Source organism: Peribacillus loiseleuriae (assembly GCF_001183985.1).
Taxonomy (GTDB): domain Bacteria; phylum Bacillota; class Bacilli; order Bacillales; family DSM-1321; genus Peribacillus; species Peribacillus loiseleuriae.
The window spans coordinates 1705757-1727190 of sequence record NZ_LFZW01000001.1; the positions used below are offsets into that span (position 1 = coordinate 1705757).

Annotated in this window: 18 protein-coding genes; all 18 read left to right on the top strand. The window is 38.2% G+C overall.

What is annotated here, in order from left to right:
- Nucleotides 1–201 precede the first annotated feature (201 nt).
- Nucleotides 202–969: a FliA/WhiG family RNA polymerase sigma factor gene (locus AC625_RS07870; RefSeq protein ID WP_049680803.1), complete on the top strand. Its 768-nt coding sequence runs from the start codon at nucleotides 202–204 to the stop codon at nucleotides 967–969.
- 32 nt (nucleotides 970–1001) lie between these two features.
- Nucleotides 1002–1613 (top strand): hypothetical protein, encoded by a 612-nt coding sequence (locus tag AC625_RS07875; protein WP_049680804.1) that lies wholly within the window; start codon nucleotides 1002–1004, stop codon nucleotides 1611–1613.
- A 153-nt stretch (nucleotides 1614–1766) separates the two neighbouring features.
- Complete coding sequence (gene rpsB / locus AC625_RS07880; protein ID WP_049680805.1) at nucleotides 1767–2480, top strand: 30S ribosomal protein S2; 714 nt, start codon at nucleotides 1767–1769, stop codon at nucleotides 2478–2480.
- 327 nt (nucleotides 2481–2807) lie between these two features.
- Nucleotides 2808–3689, top strand: coding sequence for a translation elongation factor Ts (gene tsf / locus AC625_RS07885; RefSeq protein WP_049680806.1), 882 nt, complete (start codon nucleotides 2808–2810; stop codon nucleotides 3687–3689).
- 169 nt (nucleotides 3690–3858) lie between these two features.
- Nucleotides 3859–4581, top strand: coding sequence for a UMP kinase (pyrH, locus tag AC625_RS07890; RefSeq protein ID WP_049680807.1), 723 nt, complete (start codon nucleotides 3859–3861; stop codon nucleotides 4579–4581).
- A 1-nt stretch (nucleotide 4582) separates the two neighbouring features.
- On the top strand, nucleotides 4583–5140 hold the full coding sequence (gene frr, locus AC625_RS07895) for a ribosome recycling factor (RefSeq protein WP_049680808.1): 558 nt from the start codon (nucleotides 4583–4585) through the stop codon (nucleotides 5138–5140).
- Between the two features lie 649 nt (nucleotides 5141–5789).
- Nucleotides 5790–6563, top strand: coding sequence for an undecaprenyl pyrophosphate synthase (locus AC625_RS07900; RefSeq protein WP_049680809.1), 774 nt, complete (start codon nucleotides 5790–5792; stop codon nucleotides 6561–6563).
- Between the two features lie 25 nt (nucleotides 6564–6588).
- On the top strand, nucleotides 6589–7380 hold the full coding sequence (locus AC625_RS07905) for a phosphatidate cytidylyltransferase (protein WP_049680810.1): 792 nt from the start codon (nucleotides 6589–6591) through the stop codon (nucleotides 7378–7380).
- A 31-nt stretch (nucleotides 7381–7411) separates the two neighbouring features.
- Complete coding sequence (locus tag AC625_RS07910) at nucleotides 7412–8563, top strand: 1-deoxy-D-xylulose-5-phosphate reductoisomerase (protein ID WP_049680811.1); 1152 nt, start codon at nucleotides 7412–7414, stop codon at nucleotides 8561–8563.
- 22 nt (nucleotides 8564–8585) lie between these two features.
- Nucleotides 8586–9845, top strand: a complete 1260-nt coding sequence (gene rseP, locus AC625_RS07915) for an RIP metalloprotease RseP (RefSeq protein WP_049683630.1) — start codon at nucleotides 8586–8588, stop codon at nucleotides 9843–9845.
- A 256-nt stretch (nucleotides 9846–10101) separates the two neighbouring features.
- Complete coding sequence (locus AC625_RS07920) at nucleotides 10102–11805, top strand: proline--tRNA ligase (protein ID WP_049680812.1); 1704 nt, start codon at nucleotides 10102–10104, stop codon at nucleotides 11803–11805.
- Nucleotides 11806–12073: 268 nt separating this feature from the next.
- Nucleotides 12074–16384: a PolC-type DNA polymerase III gene (locus AC625_RS07925; RefSeq protein ID WP_049683631.1), complete on the top strand. Its 4311-nt coding sequence runs from the start codon at nucleotides 12074–12076 to the stop codon at nucleotides 16382–16384.
- 323 nt (nucleotides 16385–16707) lie between these two features.
- Complete coding sequence (rimP, locus tag AC625_RS07930; protein ID WP_049680813.1) at nucleotides 16708–17181, top strand: ribosome maturation factor RimP; 474 nt, start codon at nucleotides 16708–16710, stop codon at nucleotides 17179–17181.
- 23 nt (nucleotides 17182–17204) lie between these two features.
- Entirely contained in the window at nucleotides 17205–18329 is a 1125-nt protein-coding gene (nusA, locus tag AC625_RS07935) for a transcription termination factor NusA (RefSeq protein WP_049680814.1), read from the top strand.
- A 17-nt stretch (nucleotides 18330–18346) separates the two neighbouring features.
- The gene (gene rnpM, locus AC625_RS07940; protein WP_049680815.1) at nucleotides 18347–18622 is read left to right on the top strand and encodes an RNase P modulator RnpM; all 276 of its coding nucleotides are present in this window, start codon (nucleotides 18347–18349) and stop codon (nucleotides 18620–18622) included.
- Nucleotides 18619–18918: a YlxQ family RNA-binding protein gene (locus tag AC625_RS07945; RefSeq protein WP_049680816.1), complete on the top strand. Its 300-nt coding sequence runs from the start codon at nucleotides 18619–18621 to the stop codon at nucleotides 18916–18918. Before rnpM ends, AC625_RS07945 begins: the two co-directional genes overlap by 4 nt.
- A 19-nt stretch (nucleotides 18919–18937) precedes the next feature.
- Nucleotides 18938–21151, top strand: coding sequence for a translation initiation factor IF-2 (gene infB, locus AC625_RS07950; RefSeq protein WP_049680817.1), 2214 nt, complete (start codon nucleotides 18938–18940; stop codon nucleotides 21149–21151).
- Nucleotides 21148–21429 carry a DUF503 domain-containing protein gene (locus AC625_RS07955; protein WP_049680818.1) on the top strand — a complete coding sequence of 94 codons (282 nt, stop codon included), beginning with the start codon at nucleotides 21148–21150 and terminating at the stop codon, nucleotides 21427–21429. The genes infB and AC625_RS07955 overlap by 4 nt, the downstream gene beginning before the upstream one ends.
- The last annotated feature ends 5 nt before the right edge of the window (nucleotides 21430–21434 follow it).

Consider the following 21434-nt stretch of genomic DNA (forward strand, 5'->3'; position numbering starts at 1 on the left):
AAGGATTGGTGAAGGTTTTTCTAAAGAACATGTTTTATCCCGGTTTAACAGGCTATATATCCCCACCTCAATTTTTGTAAGAGAATCAAGAGAACTTAGGTGGGGATAAATAGACTGTAAATTCCCGATTGGTTCAACTAACCATCAGTGGGGATGCCCCACTGATGGAAGTTTCACTTTATAGCGTTAGGAGGAGGTCTCGTGTCTCAACTGACAACCGAGGAAGAGCAGTTATATTGGAAATATTGGATTGACAACAAAGATCCAAAAGCAGGTGATATTCTAGTGAAAAGATACATACCACTTGTATCCTTTCATGTCCAAAGAATTTCAGTTAACTTGCCTAAGAGCGTAAGCAGGGATGATGTGAGAAGCCTTGGAATGATGGGGTTGTTTGATGCACTAGAACGCTTCGATCCTAACCGTGATTTAAAATTTGACACCTATGCTTCATTCCGAATTCGTGGCGCTATCTTAGATGGTTTACGCAAAGAAGATTGGCTTCCTCGGAGTGTAAGAGAAAAGACAAAAAAAATTGAAGTAGCAGCTGAAAAATTAGAACAGAAGCATATGAGAAAAATTGGCGCAAAAGAAATTTCTGAAGAGTTAAATACTTCTGAAGAAGAAGTATATACAGTGATGAATGAGAATTTTTTTGCAAATGTACTATCAATGGATGAAAACCCGCAAGACCAGGAAGAGAAAGAAGGTCCGAGTCATCATATTAAAGATGATAGGACGCTAATGCCAGAAGAGCAATTGATGAAAAAAGAATTATACAAAGATCTAGCTAAAGTAATAGAAACTTTAAATGAAAAAGAACAGCTTGTACTACAGCTTTTTTATAAAGAAGAGTTAACACTAACAGAGATCGGTAGAGTAATGAGTTTATCAACATCAAGAATTTCGCAGATTCACTCAAAGGCAATTTACAAACTTAGGATATTATTACAGGGTGCTATACTGTAATAATATCCTGTTTCCAACAAAAGAGGGGTATTATGTCAGGTTTTATAATGTTTATAATGTTTGTATTAAACATCTTTACGATTTTGGCAATCATTGTTTTATATACGAGGCAAAATCGCTTGGGGAATTTTGAGAAAAACCAAGAAAGCAGAGCCCGTGAAATGGAAGAATCAATGGCTGCCTTTGTGTTGGAATTAAAAGGAGAAAATGACCGTTTGATTCGTGCGCTTGCTATGAAAGATGCTGCTTCAAATGAACTAAACTCTAGTGAAAAGCTTCTTTCACGAAAAACCACTAGCAGCTCTCTAAGGCAGTCAGTTGGTCCATCAAGGCAAACAGTACATGCCAAAGAAGAGGATGCAACATCGTTAAAATTACCAGACTTACCAATCACTAATGACGATAAACTTGAGATATCTACCAATCGATTAGTAGAACATGAAGGTGGGTCAAATCAGCGTACATCTTTTCAAGAGACATTAAAACAAGAGCTTCAAAATCATGAACAACAGCTTAAGTCAACTCTCTCTGATCAAGTGAATGATTTGCTTCAGAAGGGCTTGACCACTGAAGAAGTTGCCAAAAAATTAAACAAAGGTAAAACAGAAATCGAACTTTTATTAAGATTTAATAGACAATCGTGAAAACTACTTGCTTGTATTTTATGATTATGCTATAGTATGTAATGGTGTTATTACACACGTTTCGTAATCTGGTCAGATGGTGCTGTTTCGACAGTTTCTGCCTGGAAATGATCGAAGCGGAGGACAAACAAAACCATTTAGGAGGAACTAATAATGTCAGTAATTTCAATGAAACAATTGCTTGAAGCTGGTGTACACTTTGGACACCAAACACGTCGCTGGAACCCGAAAATGAAGAAGTATATCTTCACTGAGCGTAACGGTATCTACATCATCGATCTTCAAAAAACAGTGAAAAAAGTTGATGAAGCATACAATTTTGTTAAAGAATTAGCTGCTAATGGCGGAACAATTCTTTTTGTTGGTACAAAGAAACAAGCTCAAGAGTCTGTTAAAGAAGAAGCAATCCGCTCTGGTATGTACTATGTTAACCAACGCTGGTTGGGTGGAACTTTAACTAACTTTGGAACAATTCAAAAACGTATTTCTCGTCTTAAAGAAATCGAAAAGATGGAAGAAAACGGGACATTCGAAGTACTTCCTAAAAAAGAAGTTATCCAACTTAAAAAAGAATGGGATCGCTTAGAAAAATTCCTAGGCGGTATTAAAGATATGAAAACTATCCCGGATGCGATTTTCATTATTGATCCACGCAAAGAGCGTATCGCAGTTGCGGAAGCTCATAAATTGAACATCCCTCTAGTTGGTATTGTTGATACAAACTGTGATCCAGATGAGATCGATGTTGTTATCCCAGCTAACGATGATGCAATCCGTGCAGTTAAATTATTAACTGGTAAAATGGCAGATGCAATTCTTGAAGCTAAACAAGGCGAAGAAACTGCTGCAGAGCCAGCTAACGCTTAATTTGTATTAATAATACAAAGCCTGGCGCTAAAACGCGCCAACTTAGTATGAAGGACAAATTATTTGATTCGCTAAACTCACTTAATTAAAAAGGTGGCGGAGTGGAGTCAGATTTCGTAAGCTTTACTCCTAAACTAATATGACACTAACAATGGTTGGACATAAATGTAATTCACGGAGTTCCGTCCCCTTGTCCTTCATACAAAAAGGTGATAAGAGGATAATGCCTTTTATCACCTTTTTTGGGATTACATATTGCTCTTTGCATTTGAACCCGAAATTTTTTTGAGATTTGTATATTGTATTCAATAAGAGGAGGATTTTATTATGGCAATTAGTGCACAATTAGTAAAAGAATTGCGTGAAAAAACTGGTGCAGGGATGATGGACTGTAAAAAAGCTCTTGTTCAAACCGATGGAGATATGGAAAAAGCAATTGATTTCCTTCGTGAAAAAGGAATTGCAAAAGCAGCAAACAAAGGTGATCGTATTGCTGCTGAAGGGCTAACTTCAATTATTGTAAACGGAAATGAAGCAGTAATTCTTGAAGTAAATTCAGAAACTGATTTCGTAGCAAAAAATGAAGGATTCCAAGTGCTAGTAAAAGAACTAGGAGAACACTTACTTGCTAACAAACCAGCTACTGTAGAAGAAGCGCTTGAACAAACAATCAACGGAGTAAAAGTTGCTGATCACATCAATGCAGTTGTTGCTAAAATCGGTGAAAAATTAACACTACGCCGTTTTGAAGTAGTTACAAAAACAGATAACGATGCATTCGGTGCATACCTTCATATGGGCGGTAGAATCAGTGTGCTTTCAGTTCTTGAAGGAACAACTGATGCGGATGCAGCTAAAGACGTATCTATGCACATCGCAGCTCTGAAACCAAAATACGTATCACGTGACCAAGTGGACGCTAGTGAACTTGATCGTGAGAGAGAAGTATTAACTCAACAAGCTCTAAATGAAGGGAAACCAGAGAAAATTGTTGCAAAAATGGTAGAAGGACGTATTAACAAATTCTACGAAGAAATTTGTGTTGTAGATCAAACATTTGTTAAAAATCCTGACCAAAAAGTTGGACAATTTGTTGAATCAAAAGGTGGAAGTGTGAAATCTTTCGTTCGTTTTGAAGTAGGCGAAGGAATCGAAAAACGTCAAGAAAACTTTGCTGAAGAAGTAATGAACCAAGTTAAAAAAGACTAATTTACACTTGAAAAGGTTATAGGGAACACAAATGTGTTCCCTATTTTTGAATCATAATGGAACAAAAGAGCTGCGATTTGAATGTGTATTGACCAATAAGTTATCGTTATAAAATTTTGTGAAGCCTGAAAAATAATATGAAATTAGATTACATAGTTGGAGGTTCTAAATGAGCAACCCGAAATATAAACGAGTCGTATTAAAGCTAAGCGGTGAAGCACTAGCCGGTGCTGAAGGTTTTGGAATCAATCCAGCCGTCATTAAATCAATTGCTGAACAAGTAAAAGAAGTAGCTGAACTAGATGTCGAAGTGGCAGTCGTTGTCGGGGGCGGAAACATTTGGCGAGGTAAAATCGGAAGTGAAATGGGGATGGACCGTGCAAATGCCGATTACATGGGCATGCTTGCAACCGTCATGAATTCATTAGCACTTCAAGACAGCTTAGAGCAGCTTGGGATTGAAACGCGCGTTCAATCTTCAATTGAAATGAGACAAATTGCAGAACCATATATTAGACGCCGTGCAATTAGACATCTTGAGAAAAAACGAGTCGTTATATTTGCGGCTGGAACCGGAAATCCTTACTTTTCTACAGATACGACCGCAGCACTTCGTGCAGCGGAGATTGAAGCGGAAGTCATTCTTATGGCGAAGAACAACGTTGACGGGGTTTACAATGCAGATCCTGCCAAAGACAAAAATGCTGTTAAATATGATGAGCTATCCTATTTAGATGTGTTGAATGAAGGCTTGGAAGTCATGGATTCGACAGCTTCTTCACTTTGCATGGATAACGATATTCCATTAATGGTCTTTTCACTTATGGAAAAAGGAAATATTAAACGAGTTGTGATGGGCGAATCGCTCGGAACAATTGTTAGGGGGAAATAAAATGGCAAAACAAGTTATTGATAATTCAAGAATGAAAATGGAAAAGGCGATTTCAGCTTATACGCGAGAATTGGCTAGTATCCGTGCTGGTCGTGCTAACGCTTCATTGCTAGATAGAATATCTGTTGAGTATTACGGAGCACCGACTCCGGTTAATCAAGTAGCAGGAATTTCTGTTCCAGAAGCAAGGCTTTTGGTAATCCAACCTTATGACAAAACAATCCTAGGCGATATCGAAAAAGCAATTCTAAAGTCTGACCTTGGTTTGAATCCTTCCAACGATGGCTCAATCATTCGTATTGCTATTCCTGCATTAACAGAGGAGCGTCGAAAAGAGCTTGTTAAAATGGTTCGTAAGGAATCTGAAGAAGCAAAAATTGCAATACGCAACATTCGTCGTGATGGAAATGATGATTTGAAAAAGCTTGAGAAGAACGGTGAAATTACTGAGGATGACTTACGTGGTTATTCAGATGATATACAAAAGCTTACAGATAATCATATTAACAAAATTGACGATATCACGAAAGACAAGGAAAAAGAAATTTTAGAGGTGTAAACCGTTTGGTGGAGGTAATCCTAACCGGGCTATGCTACTTAAACAATTGATCAAATAAAACTTGAATAATTAGCTGCTTTTACATGGGAATATGTAATATAGTGCCGCTTACGCTACCTTATTGGAATTGGCTATATCTTTACAAAGAATCTTTTCGAATAAATTATGGCATGTAAAATCCATATATTTACTTCTTATTAAAGCAATCAACAACCGCCGGACATTCTGTACCATTCAATATAACCTGAATGATAATGTAATGAAGCTCACCGGAGTCTTCCTTAACATTTTACTTAAGGCATACTGAATGGATTGCAAGAATGATTTCGGCTTTTTTTTTGAAAAAATCTACACAATTTGATTGAACGAGGGACAATCGGTTCATATTGAAAACAGAAGAATGAAAATGTGCTTATATATTGTGTATAATACGAGAGAGCTTTTTAGGTAAATAATAGTTAATTTAAGGTTTTGATCCTGAATTGTAGTTTTACTTGATCATTTTCTTCTACCCAGACAATCTTTTTCATATTAATAATAGGAGAAGTGGTCTTTTTTTGATATTATAATATAGATTCTGTCATTTTCATTTTCGATATAGAATATAGGAATGTGTAGAGAACAGCACTACCTGATGGGGGACAAAAGTATGTATTCAATATGGAAGCGTTTTGGAAAGAAAGATGCTTCTTCCGATTTAGCTCTGAAAATTCAACAAGTAAAAAAATCTTCAGTTCCAAAGCATATCGCTATCATTATGGATGGGAATGGTCGTTGGGCTAAGAAACGTGCCTTACCGAGAATAGCTGGTCATCATGAGGGAATGAAGGTTGTACGGAAGATCACTAAACTTACAAGCCAGTTAAATGTGAGTATTTTGACGGTGTATGCATTTTCCACAGAAAACTGGAAGCGCCCGAAAAGTGAAGTGGATTATATTATGAAACTGCCAGAAGAGTTTTTGGGAACGTTTTTGCCCGAACTTATCGCTGAGAACGTGAAGGTCGAGATGATGGGTGAAATCGATTTATTGCCAGAACATACAAAACGCGCGGTAAAGCAGGCTGTAGAAGAAACAAAGGATAATACAGGTCTTATCTTGAATTTCGCATTGAATTATGGCAGCCGTGCTGAGATACTCATGGCTGTTAATAAAATAATAAAAGATGTTAAAAATGGTATAATAGATGAAACTATAAACGAAGAGCAATTTTCTAACTATTTAATGACCCGTGCACTGCCTGATCCTGACCTCTTGATTAGGACGAGCGGAGAAATTCGCTTAAGTAATTTTATGCTTTGGCAGGCGGCATATTCAGAACTATGGTTTACAGATGTTCTTTGGCCTGATTTTAAGGAAGAGCATTTGTTGGAGGCTGTAGAAGAATATCAGAAGCGCACAAGAAGATTCGGCGGTGTCTAGTTAAGAAGGCGAGGAAAAGTGATTCATGAAGCAAAGAATTATTACGGGTATTATTGCAGCTGCTGTATTCTTACCCATCGTTATTTTAGGCAAGCTACCATTTCTAGTACTGATTTATCTGCTCGGTACAATTGGTTTATATGAATTGATTCGAATGAAAAAACTGCCGCTGAATTCGTTTGCTTCAGTGATCTCGTTTGTGATGCTCTGGCTAATACTTATCCCAGAATCAGCAAACGGAGTTTTGGCAAGTGCTGGATACGATAAAACGCAAATTATTATCGGGGGAGTATTAGTCCTGCTCATTTCCACAGTTTTATCAAAAAATCGTTTTATGTTTGATGATGCGGGTTTTTTAGTAATCTCCGTTATCTATATTGGAATGGGCTTTTACTACTTATTTGAAACGAGAGACACAAATGGCTTAACGTATGTATTTTTTGCCCTATTTACGATTTGGGCAACGGATTCAGGAGCCTATTTCATTGGGAAATCGATGGGGAGACGGAAATTATGGCCTGAAATCAGTCCGAATAAAACAATTGGTGGATTTATCGGTGGAATTATTTCTGCATTGGTTGTCGCATTTCTGTTTTTTATGTTCTCTACGATTGATAGAACATTAATTGAGCTGTTATTTATGAGTATTCTTATAGCGATTTTTGGTCAGCTAGGGGATCTTGTGCAATCAGCCTATAAACGCCATTATGGTGTCAAGGATTCAGGCAAGCTCTTACCTGGACACGGTGGGATATTAGATCGATTGGATAGCTTGATTTTCATTTTACCGATTTTGCACTTTTTACAAATTCTATAATGTGTGAAGTGGTTTTAGGAGATGAATGACATTGAAATATATTAGTCTTTTGGGTGCTTCTGGTTCGATTGGTCAACAAACAGCGGACGTTGTTCGACAACATCCAGATCAATTTAAGATTGTCGCTTTTTCAGTTGGGAAAAATGTGGAGTTAGCTAGAAAATATATTAGTGAGTTTCGACCAAGTTTAGTTTGTGTTCAAACAAAGGAAGATTCTCAAACTTTACAATCGGAATTCGTGGGAACAGGTATTTATTTTACATATGGTGATGAAGGATTAATTGAAACGGCTGTATTTGACAAAGCAGATATTCTCGTAAATGCCGTAATAGGAAGCGTTGGTTTGTTTCCAACGCTTCAAGCAATCAAAGCAAAGAAGGACATCGCTTTAGCGAATAAGGAAACATTAGTGACAGCGGGACATTTGGTCATCGAAGAAGCAAGGAAAGCTAGCGTTAAACTACTACCTGTTGATAGTGAACATTCAGCTATTTTTCAGGCTTTACAAGGTGAAAAAGAAAAAAATATGGAACGCCTGATTATTACTGCTTCAGGAGGTAGTTTCAGAGATCGCACCCGCGCGGAATTGGTTGGGGTAACCGTAGACCAGGCACTTAACCATCCAAATTGGTCAATGGGTGCGAAGATTACGATTGACTCTGCATCGATGATGAATAAAGGTCTTGAAGTAATCGAAGCACATTGGTTGTTTAATCTCCCATATGAAAAGATTGATGTTTTGCTTCATAAGGAAAGCATTATCCATTCAATGGTGGAGTTTCATGATTCTAGTGTAATCGCACAACTGGGTACACCAGATATGAGAGTACCCATTCAGTATGCTCTTACGTATCCCGATCGCCTCCCACTATCAACAAGTCATCGATTAAATCTGGCTGAAATTGGGAAGCTGCACTTTGCGGAGATGGATTTTAAACGTTTTCCGTGTTTGCAATTTGCATATGAAGCAGGTAAAATAGGCGGAACAATGCCAACAGTTCTAAACGCAGCCAATGAGGTTGCGGTTGCGGAATTTTTAAAAGGGAAAATTACTTTCTTAGAAATCGAAACATACATTGAACAAGCATTAAATCGTCATACTCCAATTGATAATCCAGATCTTACGACGATTCAAGAAGTGGATATAAGTACACGAAAATTTATTCAAACATTACTGAAATAGAGGTGAAATGCACGTGCAAACATTGCAAACTGTGATTTCCTTTATCGTTATTTTTGGAGCCCTTGTTTTTTTTCATGAACTGGGACATTTAGTATTCGCGAAACGTGCAGGGATACTGTGTAGGGAATTTGCAATTGGTTTCGGACCGAAAGTATTCACCTATAAAAAGAAAGAAACCGTTTATACAATTAGACTGCTTCCGCTTGGCGGTTATGTTCGTATGGCAGGCGAAGATGCCGAAAATCCAGAAATAAAACCAGGATATCGTATCGGGTTAGTTACGGATGAAAACAGCCTAGTTAAGAAAATTGTCTTAAATAATAAGGATAAATATCCTGATATCCGTATCATTGAAGTGGAATCAGCTGATTTTGAACATAAGCTTCTTATTCAAGGGTATGAAGAGGGCGATGAAACAGAATTAAAGACCTTCCGCATTCATGAAGAAGCAGTTGTTGTAGAAGATGGCATGGAGAATCAAATTGCTCCTTATGACCGACAATTTGTATCCAAATCACTTGGACATAGAACGATGACGATTTTTGCTGGTCCGATGATGAACTTTGTGCTGGCATTTGTTATCTTTGTCATGATTGGGTTATTTCAAGGGATTGCAGTCAATGAGCCAAGACTTGGTGAGTTAACGGATGATGGTTCGGCGATTGCTTCTGGATTAAAGGCTGGAGATGAAATTCAATCAATCAATGGAGATGAAGTTACTACATGGGAAGATGTTCAAGGAAATATTCAAAAACATCCCGGTAAAGAAATTGAATTTGTAATCCAACGCGATGGTCAGACACTGTCCATTCCAGTCATACCTAAAGAAGTAGATCGGGAAGGTAAGAAGATCGGTGTTATCGGTGTTTATGCCCCAGTAGAAAAATCACCGCTAAAGGCATTTTCATACGGTTTAACTGAAACCTATCACTGGACTAAACAAATCTTTGTCATTCTTGGACAATTAATTACAGGTGGATTTACATTGGATAGCTTATCTGGTCCTGTGGGGATTTATAAATCTACTGAAGAAGTTGCTAAGTCAGGAATATTCATGTTAATGAAATGGGCAGGGTTACTAAGTATTAATCTTGGGATAATGAACTTACTACCATTACCAGCGCTTGATGGCGGCAGACTCTTATTCTTCCTTGTGGAATTTCTAAGAGGAAAGCCAATTGATCGGCAAAAAGAAGGCATTGTCCACTTTATAGGATTTGCACTTTTGATGTTATTGATGATTATGGTTACATGGAATGATATCCAACGATTTTTCTTATGATTAAAACCTAAATATATCAATTGCTCGTATTAAATACAAAACAGTCAAAAGACAATAGTGCATTTTGAAGCTGTACTGTTGTCTTTTTGTCACGTCCAACAAATTATCTACTATATAATTTGTTATAACTAAGGATTCATTTCTATATCTTTATACGTAGAATTGCTGAATTTTCTCCTGTATAATTTGATAGAAGGGATTAAAAGCACAACCGTGATTAAAAATAAAGGTTCCTATTTATAAAAGAGGTGCAATGATGAAACAAAGTATGACGTTCATTCCAACATTAAGAGAAGTACCTGCAGATGCAGAAATTAGAAGTCACCAGCTTTTACTACGGGCAGGCTATATGCGACAAAATTCTAGCGGTGTCTATAGCTTTCTACCATTAGGAAAAAAGGTGCTACAAAAGATAGAACAGATTGTACGTGAAGAAATGGATAACGCAGGGGCGGTAGAACTATTAATGCCTGCGCTTCAGCAAGCAGAATTTTGGCAGGAATCAGGTCGCTGGTATACGTATGGCCCGGAACTTATGAGATTAAAAGATCGTCATGATCGTGAATTTGCCCTAGGTGCAACACATGAAGAAGTGATCACGAGCCTAGTTCGCGATGAAATTAAATCATATAAGCGTCTGCCATTAACCGTTTATCAAATCCAGACGAAATTCCGGGATGAAAAAAGGCCGCGTTTCGGATTATTGCGTGGTCGTGAATTCATTATGAAAGACGCATATTCCTTCCACTCTAATCAGGAAAGTTTAGATAAGGTGTATCAACGTTTGTTCGCTGCCTATTCAAATGTATTCAGTCGCTGCGGATTAGATTTCCGGGCTGTTATTGCTGATTCTGGAGCAATGGGTGGGAAAGACACGCATGAATTCATGGTTCTCTCTGAAGTAGGAGAAGACACAATAGCCTATTCAGACAGCTCGGATTATGCAGCCAATATTGAAATGGCACCAGTTTTATTAGATGAAGTGAAAAACACCGACCTGGCAAAAGAAATAGAAAAAGTTGAAACAATCGGCAAAAAGACAATTGAAGAAGTGGCTAGTTTTCTACAAACAGATGCGAAAGCTTGCATCAAATCACTTCTTTTCAAAGTGGACGAAAAGTTTGTATTAGTGCTGGTTCGCGGTGATCATGAAGTGAATGATATTAAATTAAAAAATATTTACGGCGCAGCAAATGTAGATCTTGCTTCTGCAGAAGATACGAAAGAAGTATTAGGATGCTCTATTGGTTCACTTGGCCCAATTAAATCTGCTGAAAATGTTGAAGTGATTGCAGATCAAGCTGTTGAGGAGTTAGTCAATGCGGTTTGTGGTGCTAATGAAGAGGATTACCATTATATGAATGTAAATCCTGGCCGCGATTTCTCAGTATCTCAATATGCGGATATTCGCTTTATTCAAGAAGGGGACAAATCTCCAGACGGGAATGGATTGATTAAATTCGCAAAAGGAATCGAAGTTGGACATGTTTTCAAGCTTGGAACGAGGTATAGTGAGGCGATGAATGCTGTTTACTTGGATGAAAACGGCCGTAACCAACCAATGATCATGGGGTGCTATGGAATTGGTGTTTCCCGGACACTTGCTGCAGTTGCAGAGCAGTTTAATGATGAAAATGGACTTCTATGGCCAAGCAATTTAGCTCCTTATCATGTTCACTTGATCCCTGTTAATATGAAAGATGAAGTCCAAGCTGCTCTTGCTGAGGAATTATATAGCTCTTTGAAAAAACAAGGCTATGATGTACTTATGGATGATCGTCAAGAGCGTCCAGGTGTCAAATTCGCTGATTCGGATTTAATTGGACTTCCAGTTCGAGTCACAGTTGGGAAGAAAGCATCTGAAGGGATCATTGAAGTGAAAATTAGAAAGTCAGGCGAAATGCTGGAAATCGGTACAGACGCCTTAGTGGAAACTTTGTCTGAAATCCTAGGCAAATAATAAAAATAGAGCAATAGAAAGGCATCGGTCATTATGAAGATGCCTTTTTCTATGTGAGCATAACTCTTACCAATTCGAAATAATTAATAGAAAATAGGAAAACTTCACAAAGTGTTAAAGGGGAACTCTGGTTCTGCAAGATAAGAAGAATATTCTTGTTGTGGTATAATTACCACTGTTACATTTTGAACATGAAGGCGTCCTGCCGTTTCTATATTTAGTTTAAAAAATGTAAAAGAAAGAAGGAGGATGACAATTGGATCAACAAATGAACAACGGTCGAGAGAGGTTTCAACTCTTGCTCAGTCAGCTTAAGTTAACGGATGATGCATTTGTACAGTATTTTTATGGTGCTGAGATTGAAAAACTTTTGATTGAAAGAGAATCAAAGAGCTGGCATTTTGTCTTCAAACTTGAAGAACTAATTCCTTTTCGTGTTCATGCAAAATTCTCTACACAGCTTGCGAGTACATTTGCTCACATTGCTAAGATATCATTTAGCTTCAATGTGCTTCAGCCAAAGGTTACAGAAGAATTGGTCAAGGAATACTGGAAAAATTGCTTAAGTGAACTTCAAGGGATTTCACCAGCACTGCTCTCGCTTTTAAATGAGCAAGATCCAAAGATTGTAGGTCATCGGATTATTGTCTCTGCTCGAAATGAAGCAGAAGCTGGTCAGTTAAAGAAAAAGTATTCAAGTTTGATTTCTAACAACTATCAAGTATTAGGCTTTCCTCCAATGTCGCTCGAAGCAGAAGTAGCCGAAATTAAATCAAATAATGATTATCAGCAGTTCTTAAAAGAGAAACAAAAAGAAGACGAAGAAAAAGGTTTGGCAGCATTACTCGAAATGCAGAAGAAGGAAAGTGAAAAATCAGCGGATGGATCTCAATATGAAGGACCTGTTAAAATCGGTTATACGATTAAGGAGGACGCTGATTTCAGACGTCTTGAACAAATCATGGAAGAAGAAAGAAGAATTGCGATTGAAGGATATGTGTTTGATGCTGAAGTCAAAGAACTTCGCAGTGGCAGAACATTACTGACCTTTAAAGTAACGGATTATACAAGCTCAATTATTGTGAAAGTATTTTCAAGAGACAAAGAAGATGCAGCTATTTTGGCCAGGGTGAAAAAAGGGATGTGGGTCCGAGCCCAAGGAAGTATCCAAACTGATACATTCATTCGTGATTTAGTCATGATGGCAAATGATATTAACGAAATTACGAAGCAAGGCCGTATCGACTATGCGCCAGAAGGTGAAAAACGGGTCGAGCTTCACCTTCATACACCGATGAGCCAAATGGATGCAGTCTCACCAGTTTCAGCGCTTGTTTCCCAAGCGAAGAAATGGGGACATACAGCGATTGCGATAACGGATCATGGTGGTGTTCAATCATTCCCAGAAGCGTTTAGTGCTGGTAAGAAAAATGATATTAAAATCCTTTATGGAGTAGAAGCGAATTTAGTCGATGATGGGGTCCCAATTGCTTATAATGATGCACACCGTCTGCTCGAAGAAGATACGTATGTTGTGTTTGATGTAGAAACGACTGGTTTATCAGCTGTTTACGATACGATTATTGAGCTTGCAGCAGTGAAAATTCAAAACGGGGAAATTATCGACCGTTTTGAATCGTTTGCAAACCCGCATCACCCTTTATCAGCGACAACTATCGATTTGACTGGTATTACAGATGATCTTGTGGAAAATGCTCCAGATGTGCCGGAAGTTCTTGAAAAGTTTCGGGTTTGGGCCGATGATGCAATCTTAGTTGCTCATAATGCAAGCTTTGATATGGGGTTTTTAAATGTTGGCTATAAAAAGATGGGGCATCCCAAAGCTACAAATCCTGTTATCGATACATTAGAATTAGGTCGCTATCTGTATCCAGAATTCAAAAATCATCGTTTGAATACGTTGGCTAAAAAGTTCGATATTGAACTGACCCAGCATCACAGGGCCATTTATGATGCTGAAGCAACGGGATATTTACTCTTAAAAATGCTCAAAGATGCTTTAGAAAAAGAAATCCTGTATCACGACCAATTCAATGAGCATATGGGTGCAGGAAATGCTTATCAGCGCTCAAGACCTTATCATTGTACGCTCATCGCCCAGACTCAAGCGGGATTGAAGAATTTATTTAAGCTTGTGTCCCTTTCTCATATCGATTATTTTTATCGAGTACCTCGGATTCCTCGATCAAAGCTGAAAAAGTATCGTGAAGGAATTTTGATTGGCTCTGGATGTAATAAAGGTGAAGTGTTCGAGGGAATGATGCAGAAAGGATTCGACGAAGTCACCGAGATTGCCGAATTTTACGATTATCTCGAAATTCATCCGAAAGATGTTTATCAACATATGATTGAAATGGAATATATTCGCGATGAAAAATCATTAGAGGGTATTCTTTCTAATATTGTGAAACTCGGGGAAAAGCTAAATAAGCCAGTTGTGGCAACAGGGAATGTTCATTATCTTGAGCCGAATGATAAAATTTACCGCAAAATATTAGTAAATTCACAAGGTGGTGCCAATCCACTTAACCGTCACAAATTACCGGATGTCCATTTCCGGACCACAGATGAAATGTTAAAGAACTTTGAATTTCTCGGTAAAGATCAAGCTCGGAAAGTTGTCGTTGAAAACACGAATAAGATTGCAGACATGATTGATGACATAAAACCGATTAAAGACGATCTGTACACGCCGAAAATTGAAGGTGCAGATGATGAAATGAGAGACATGAGCTATAGTATGGCACGAAGCATCTATGGAGATAATCTCCCTGAGATCGTAGAAGCACGTCTTGAAAAAGAATTAAAAAGTATAATCGGTCATGGTTTCGCTGTTATTTACTTAATTTCTCATAAGCTCGTAAAAAAATCTCTTGATGACGGCTATCTCGTTGGTTCACGGGGATCCGTCGGTTCATCGTTAGTCGCAACAATGACGGAAATCACAGAGGTTAATCCGTTACCACCACATTATGTTTGTCCAAATTGTAAAAAATCTGAGTTTTTCAATGATGGTTCAGTAAGCTCTGGATTTGACTTACCAGACAAAGACTGTCCAGACTGCGGTACAAGTTATAAAAAAGACGGACAAGATATCCCGTTTGAAACTTTTTTGGGATTTAATGGAGATAAGGTACCTGATATCGATTTGAATTTTTCCGGTGAATACCAACCCAATGCTCATAACTATACAAAGGAATTATTTGGAGAAGATTATGTTTTCCGTGCTGGGACGATTGGTACAGTTGCTGAGAAGACCGCTTACGGGTATGTAAAAGGGTATTCATCAGACAATAATCTTCATATGCGCGGTGCAGAAACCGATCGTCTTGTTGCTGGATGTACAGGCGTAAAAAGGACGAGTGGTCAGCATCCAGGGGGGATTATCGTAGTGCCAAATTATATGGATATTTACGATTTTACACCTATCCAATTCCCAGCAGATGACCGCAATTCTGAATGGAAAACGACTCATTTTGATTTCCATTCTATTCATGATAATATTCTAAAACTTGATATTCTCGGGCATGATGATCCGACAGTCATAAGAATGCTGCAAGATTTGAGCGGAATAGATCCTAAAACGGTTCCCACCGATGATCCTGAAGTCATGAAGATTTTCAGCGGTACAGAAACCCTTGGAGTCACAGAAGACCAAATCATGTGTAAAACAGGAACGCTTGGCATTCCGGAATTCGGGACCCGGTTTGTTCGTCAAATGCTTGAAGATACGAAACCGACGACATTCTCGGAACTCGTTCAGATTTCAGGACTTTCACATGGTACCGATGTATGGCTTGGAAATGCTCAAGAGCTGATTCATAACCGAATTTGTACGCTGAGTGAAGTTATCGGCTGCCGGGATGATATTATGGTTTACTTAATTTACCAAGGTCTAGAGCCCTCCCTTGCATTTAAAATTATGGAATCTGTTCGTAAAGGGAAAGGACTAACTGAAGAATTTGAAGCGAGCATGAGGGAAAATGAAGTTCCTGAATGGTATATTGATTCTTGTAAAAAAATAAAATATATGTTCCCGAAGGCTCACGCAGCTGCGTATGTATTAATGGCGGTGAGAATTGCCTATTTCAAAGTGCATTTACCATTATTGTATTATGCAGCATATTTCACAGTAAGAGCCGAAGATTTTGAAATTGAAGCGATGACAAGAGGTTCACAAGCTATTCGTTCAAAAGTTGAAGAAATAAACGCAAAAGGACTTGATGCGTCAACCAAGGAAAAAAATACGCTAACAGTACTGGAATTAGCTCTTGAAATGTGTGAACGAGGCTATTCGTTTAGTAAAGTTGATTTGTATAAATCAAGTGCAGATGAGTTCCTCATTGAAGGGAATTCACTAATTCCTTCATTCAATTCAATTCCTGGACTTGGAACGAATGCAGCAATCAATATTGTTCGTGCTCGCGAAACGGGTGAATTCCTTTCCAAAGAGGATCTTCAACAGCGTGGAAAAGTATCGAAAACCATCCTGGAGTATTTGGACAAGCAAGGCTGCTTAGAATCATTGCCTGACCAAAATCAACTTTCCTTGTTTTGATAACAATACTTTTCAGCAAAAAATATTTAGCGTGAAAGGGTTATTCAACACTCCAGTTATGTACAAATGACATTTGTCTTATGACAAAATAGAAAAAGATAAACGTGAGCATGATATTCGCCAAACCTTATGAAATAAGGAAATTGAACGAACAAAGGTTGCACTTTGTTTGCATAAATCCCTTGACTATGGTATATTTTTATTGGAAATACTAAGCAGAACCAATGGAAAGAGTGGGGAAACCCACTCTTTCGTGTTGTAATTGACTAAATTTTTGAATCCATTACAAAGATATGTATACGGACCATGTATGGAGGAAACGAATGAGTAAAAAAGTAACAGAAACCGTAGAAGAACTTGTGATTCCAATTTTAGACGAATTGGCACTTGAATTGGTAGAAGTTGAGTATGTTAAAGAAGGAAAAAGTTGGTTTCTTCGTGTATATATAGACAAAGAAACTGGTGTGGACATTGAGGATTGTGGAACAGTAAGTGAAAAATTAGGCGAAAAACTGGACGAAACAGATCCAATTCCCCAAAACTACTTCCTTGAAGTCTCGTCTCCTGGAGCGGAAAGACCTTTGAAAAAAGAGAAGGATTTTCAAAAAGCACTTGGGAAAAATGTTTACATAAAAACATATGAACCAATCTTGGATGAAAAAGAGTTTGAAGGTATCTTGACCAGCTTTGACGGAAAAGAAGTAACGATAGAAATGAAAATTAAAACTAGAAAGAAAACGGTAGTAATCCCATTTGAGAAGATTGCTAAAGCAAGGCTAGCCGTTACATTTTCTTAAAAAAGATTGAAGGGGGAACAACCATGAGCAGTGAGTTATTGGATGCTCTCAATGTTTTAGAAAAAGATAAAGGAATTTCAAAGGAAGTTCTGATTGATGCCATTGAGGCAGCGCTGATTTCGGCATACCGCCGTAATTTTAATCAGGCGCAGAATGTTCGTATAGATTTAAATTTTGAAAAAGGTACAATGAGAGTTTTTGCAAGAAAGGACGTTGTGGATCAGGTATTTGATGCACGGCTTGAAATCTCTTTAGAAGAAGCAAAACAGATCAATCCTAGCTACCAGCTTGAAGATGTTGTGGAGCTGGAAGTTACACCGAAGGATTTTGGAAGGATTGCAGCACAGACTGCTAAGCAGGTTGTTACACAACGAGTACGTGAAGCGGAACGCGGTATCATTTATTCAGAATTCATTGATCGTGAAGAGGACATTATGACCGGAATTGTTCAACGTCATGATTCTCGGTTTATTTATGTTAGTTTAGGAAAAATTGAGGCGTTGCTACCTGTTAGTGAACAAATGCCAAATGAACAATATAAACCACATGATCGAATTAAAGTGTTTATCACGAAAGTCGAAAAAACATCAAAAGGCCCGCAAATATTCGTCTCACGTACACATCCTGGTCTATTAAAGCGATTATTTGAAATTGAAGTTCCAGAGATTTTTGATGGAACAGTCGAAATCAAATCGGTTGCACGTGAAGCTGGAGATCGCTCCAAAATTTCCGTTCATTCTGATAACGAAGAAGTCGATCCGGTAGGTTCATGTGTGGGACAAAAAGGACAACGAGTTCAAGCGATTGTTAACGAGCTTAAAGGCGAAAAAATCGATATCGTTAATTGGTCAGAAGATCCGGTCGTATTTGTTGCCAACGCCCTTAGCCCATCAAAGGTGCTTGAAGTAATCGTTGAAGAAGCAGAAAAAGCAACAACTGTTATTGTTCCTGATTACCAGCTCTCACTTGCTATTGGGAAACGAGGACAAAATGCACGTTTAGCAGCAAAACTGACTGGCTGGAAGATTGATATTAAAAGTGAAACAGAAGCTCGTGAAGCGGGAATCTATCCTGTTGAAGAACAAGAGTTTCTGTTAAGTAGAGACAGCTATGTTGATGAAGATGAGTTTGTCGAGGATGACGAATAAGGTAGAGGTGATCGATTATGAAAAAAATACCAATGCGCAAATGTGTTGCAACTGGTGAAATGAAGCCGAAGAAAGAGTTGATTCGAATCGTTCGATCAAAAGAAGGAGAAGTAAGCATTGATCCTACAGGAAAAAAAGCTGGGCGTGGTGCTTATTTAACATTAGATCAAGATACGATTATGCTTGCCAAGAAGAAAAATATCTTGGCCAATCAACTAAGTGCGGCAATCGATCCTTCCATCTATGAACAATTACTTGAATTAGTGGATAAGGAGAATACTTCAACAAGATGATACAACAATGGATGTCTCTATTAGGATTAGCAAATCGAGCGCGTAAACTAATTTCAGGAGAAGAATTAGTTGTAAAAGAAGTGAGAAGCGGTAAAGCAAAGCTAGTTATTCTGGCTTGTGATGCATCTTCCAATACAGAAAAAAAAATCACTGATAAATGCTTGTATTATCAGGTTCCTTTAAAAAAAGTCGAAAATCGGTTTTTGCTCGGTCAAGCGATAGGGAAAGATGCACGTGTTACTGTCGCTGTCTTAGATGAAGGTTTTGCAAGAAAACTCCAAACGTTGCTCGATTAAATTTTACGGGGGTGAACGTATGACAAAAATACGTGTACATGAATATGCAAAACAAAAGAACGTTTCAAGCAAGGATGTAATTAATAAACTCAAAGAAATGAATATAGAGGTATCAAACCATATGACAACATTAGACGATTCTACGATCGATAAATTAAATCATTCAATAAAACCAAAAACTGAAAATAAGCAAGCTGCTGAAGCAACACAACCTAAAACACAGCAGTCTAACACAACTTCTTCCACTGTGGAAAAATATGAAGAAGAAGCAAATGAGAAAAGCAATACGGTTAATAAGGAAAAGCTGAAGAAAAAACCGCCCGTAAAGCCTGTTGCAGGTAAAACATCTCCCCAAGGCGGACAAAGAAACAACTTCAACAAAGGAAAAGGTAATAATTTCAATAACCGTAATAAAAACAATAAAGGCAGAACCCAAACTCAAACGCAAGCTCCGGTTCAAAAGAGAAAAGAACGTGAGCTACCTGCAAAAATTACGTTTATTGAATCATTAACCGTTCAAGAACTTGCTAAGAAATTGCACCGTGAACCATCAGAAATTATTAAAAAACTATTTATGCTCGGTGTAATGGCTACCATTAACCAAACATTAGACAAAGATGCAATTGAACTGATTGCTGGTGAGTATGGTGTTGAAGTAGAAGAAGAAATCTTAGTCGATTTAACAGATCTTGAATCTCTTGTTACTGATGATGCTCCAGAAAATACGATTGAACGTCCATCTGTTGTTACGATTATGGGTCACGTTGACCATGGGAAAACGACATTACTAGACTCAATCCGTAACACAAAAGTAACAGAGGGAGAAGCTGGTGGGATTACTCAGCATATCGGGGCATACCAAGTTGAAGTAAGCGGGAAGAAGATTACGTTCTTGGATACTCCTGGACATGCTGCATTTACTACGATGCGTGCCCGTGGTGCACAGGTTACCGATATTACCATTCTAGTTGTGGCTGCAGATGATGGCGTAATGCCACAAACGGTTGAGGCAATCAACCATGCTAAAGCAGCAGAGGTGCCAATTATCGTTGCTGTTAATAAAATGGATAAAGAATCTGCAAATCCTGATCGCGTCATGCAGGAATTAACAGAACATGGTCTTGTTTCCGAGGCATGGGGTGGAGATACGATTTTCGTTCCGATTTCTGCAAAACAAGGCGAAGGAATCGACACTTTGCTCGAAATGGTCTTGCTTGTTGGTGAAGTGGAAGAATACAAAGCAAATCCAGAACGTAGAGCCGTTGGTACAGTAATTGAGTCTCGTCTTGATAAAGGCCGTGGAACAGTTGCTACATTGCTTGTTCAAAACGGTACACTTAAAATTGGAGACCCAATCGTAGTTGGTAACTCATTCGGGCGTGTACGTGCGATGGTTAATGATCTTGGTCGCCGGGTGAAAGAAGCTGGTCCATCGACACCAGTTGAAATCACAGGTCTGAACGAGGTTCCGGATGCAGGGGATCGTTTTATCGTGTTTGAAGATGAAAAAACAGCCCGTCAAGTTGGGGAAACTCGTGCACAAAGACAACTAGTTTCATCACGTAATGAAAAATCTGTTGTTACACTAGATAACTTGTTTGAGCAAATGAAACAAGGAGAAATAAAAGAATTGAATATCGTTTTGAAAGCAGATGTTCAAGGTTCAGCAGAAGCTGTTGCGGCATCTCTTCAAAAAATTGAAGTAGAAGGAGCTAAAGTGAAAATCATTCACTCTGGTGTAGGTGCAATTTCAGAATCTGATATTATCCTTGCCTCTGCTTCAAATGCCATTGTCATTGGGTTTAACGTTCGCCCTGATGTGAACGCTAAGCGAGCAGCAGAAGCGGAGAATGTTGATGTTCGTCTTCATCGTATCATTTACAAAGCGATTGAAGAAATTGAAGCAGCGATGAAAGGGATGCTTGATCCTGAATTTGAAGAAAAAGTCATCGGTCAAGCTGAAGTACGTACAACATTCAAAGTTTCTAAAATTGGTACAATCGCTGGTTCCTATGTAACGGACGGGAAAATTACTCGTAACTCTAGCGTGCGTTTAATCCGCCAAGGCATTGTAATTTTTGAAGGCGAATTAGATACATTAAAACGATTTAAAGACGATGTAAAAGAAGTTGCACAAAACTATGAATGTGGAATCACGATTAAGAACTTTAATGATCTTAAAGAAGGAGATGTCATTGAAGCTTATATTATGGAAGAAATAGAGCGTAAATGATTATCAGTTCTGTCGTTTGTGAATGCATCATTTACGACGCCCATTCTTTAAAGGATAAAAGGGCTGTCTTACAAAGAGTGCAGACAAGGCTAAAACAGAAATTTAATATTTCTGTAAGCGAGGTAGGTTTCCAAGATACGTGGCAACGAACACAAATTGCCATCGTTGCGGTGACCTCTTCTAGAAAATCGACTGAGAAAGAAATACAGAATGCCCTACAATTTCTAGATTCTTTTCCGGAACTAGAACGAACACTAACAGATATAGAATGGCTATAGGACGA

Excerpts from the sequence above, each read along its gene's own strand:
- AC625_RS07875 (WP_049680804.1), top strand. The coding sequence starts at position 1,002 with ATGTCAGGTTTTATAATGTTTATAATGTTTGTATTAAACATCTTTACG.
- rpsB (WP_049680805.1), top strand. The coding sequence starts at position 1,767 with ATGTCAGTAATTTCAATGAAACAATTGCTTGAAGCTGGTGTACACTTT.
- tsf (WP_049680806.1), top strand. The coding sequence starts at position 2,808 with ATGGCAATTAGTGCACAATTAGTAAAAGAATTGCGTGAAAAAACTGGT.
- pyrH (WP_049680807.1), top strand. The coding sequence starts at position 3,859 with ATGAGCAACCCGAAATATAAACGAGTCGTATTAAAGCTAAGCGGTGAA.
- frr (WP_049680808.1), top strand. The coding sequence starts at position 4,583 with ATGGCAAAACAAGTTATTGATAATTCAAGAATGAAAATGGAAAAGGCG.
- AC625_RS07900 (WP_049680809.1), top strand. The coding sequence starts at position 5,790 with ATGTATTCAATATGGAAGCGTTTTGGAAAGAAAGATGCTTCTTCCGAT.
- AC625_RS07905 (WP_049680810.1), top strand. The coding sequence starts at position 6,589 with ATGAAGCAAAGAATTATTACGGGTATTATTGCAGCTGCTGTATTCTTA.
- AC625_RS07920 (WP_049680812.1), top strand. The coding sequence starts at position 10,102 with ATGAAACAAAGTATGACGTTCATTCCAACATTAAGAGAAGTACCTGCA.
- AC625_RS07925 (WP_049683631.1), top strand. The coding sequence starts at position 12,074 with ATGAACAACGGTCGAGAGAGGTTTCAACTCTTGCTCAGTCAGCTTAAG.
- rimP (WP_049680813.1), top strand. The coding sequence starts at position 16,708 with ATGAGTAAAAAAGTAACAGAAACCGTAGAAGAACTTGTGATTCCAATT.
- nusA (WP_049680814.1), top strand. The coding sequence starts at position 17,205 with ATGAGCAGTGAGTTATTGGATGCTCTCAATGTTTTAGAAAAAGATAAA.
- rnpM (WP_049680815.1), top strand. The coding sequence starts at position 18,347 with ATGAAAAAAATACCAATGCGCAAATGTGTTGCAACTGGTGAAATGAAG.
- AC625_RS07945 (WP_049680816.1), top strand. The coding sequence starts at position 18,619 with ATGATACAACAATGGATGTCTCTATTAGGATTAGCAAATCGAGCGCGT.
- infB (WP_049680817.1), top strand. The coding sequence starts at position 18,938 with ATGACAAAAATACGTGTACATGAATATGCAAAACAAAAGAACGTTTCA.
- AC625_RS07955 (WP_049680818.1), top strand. The coding sequence starts at position 21,148 with ATGATTATCAGTTCTGTCGTTTGTGAATGCATCATTTACGACGCCCAT.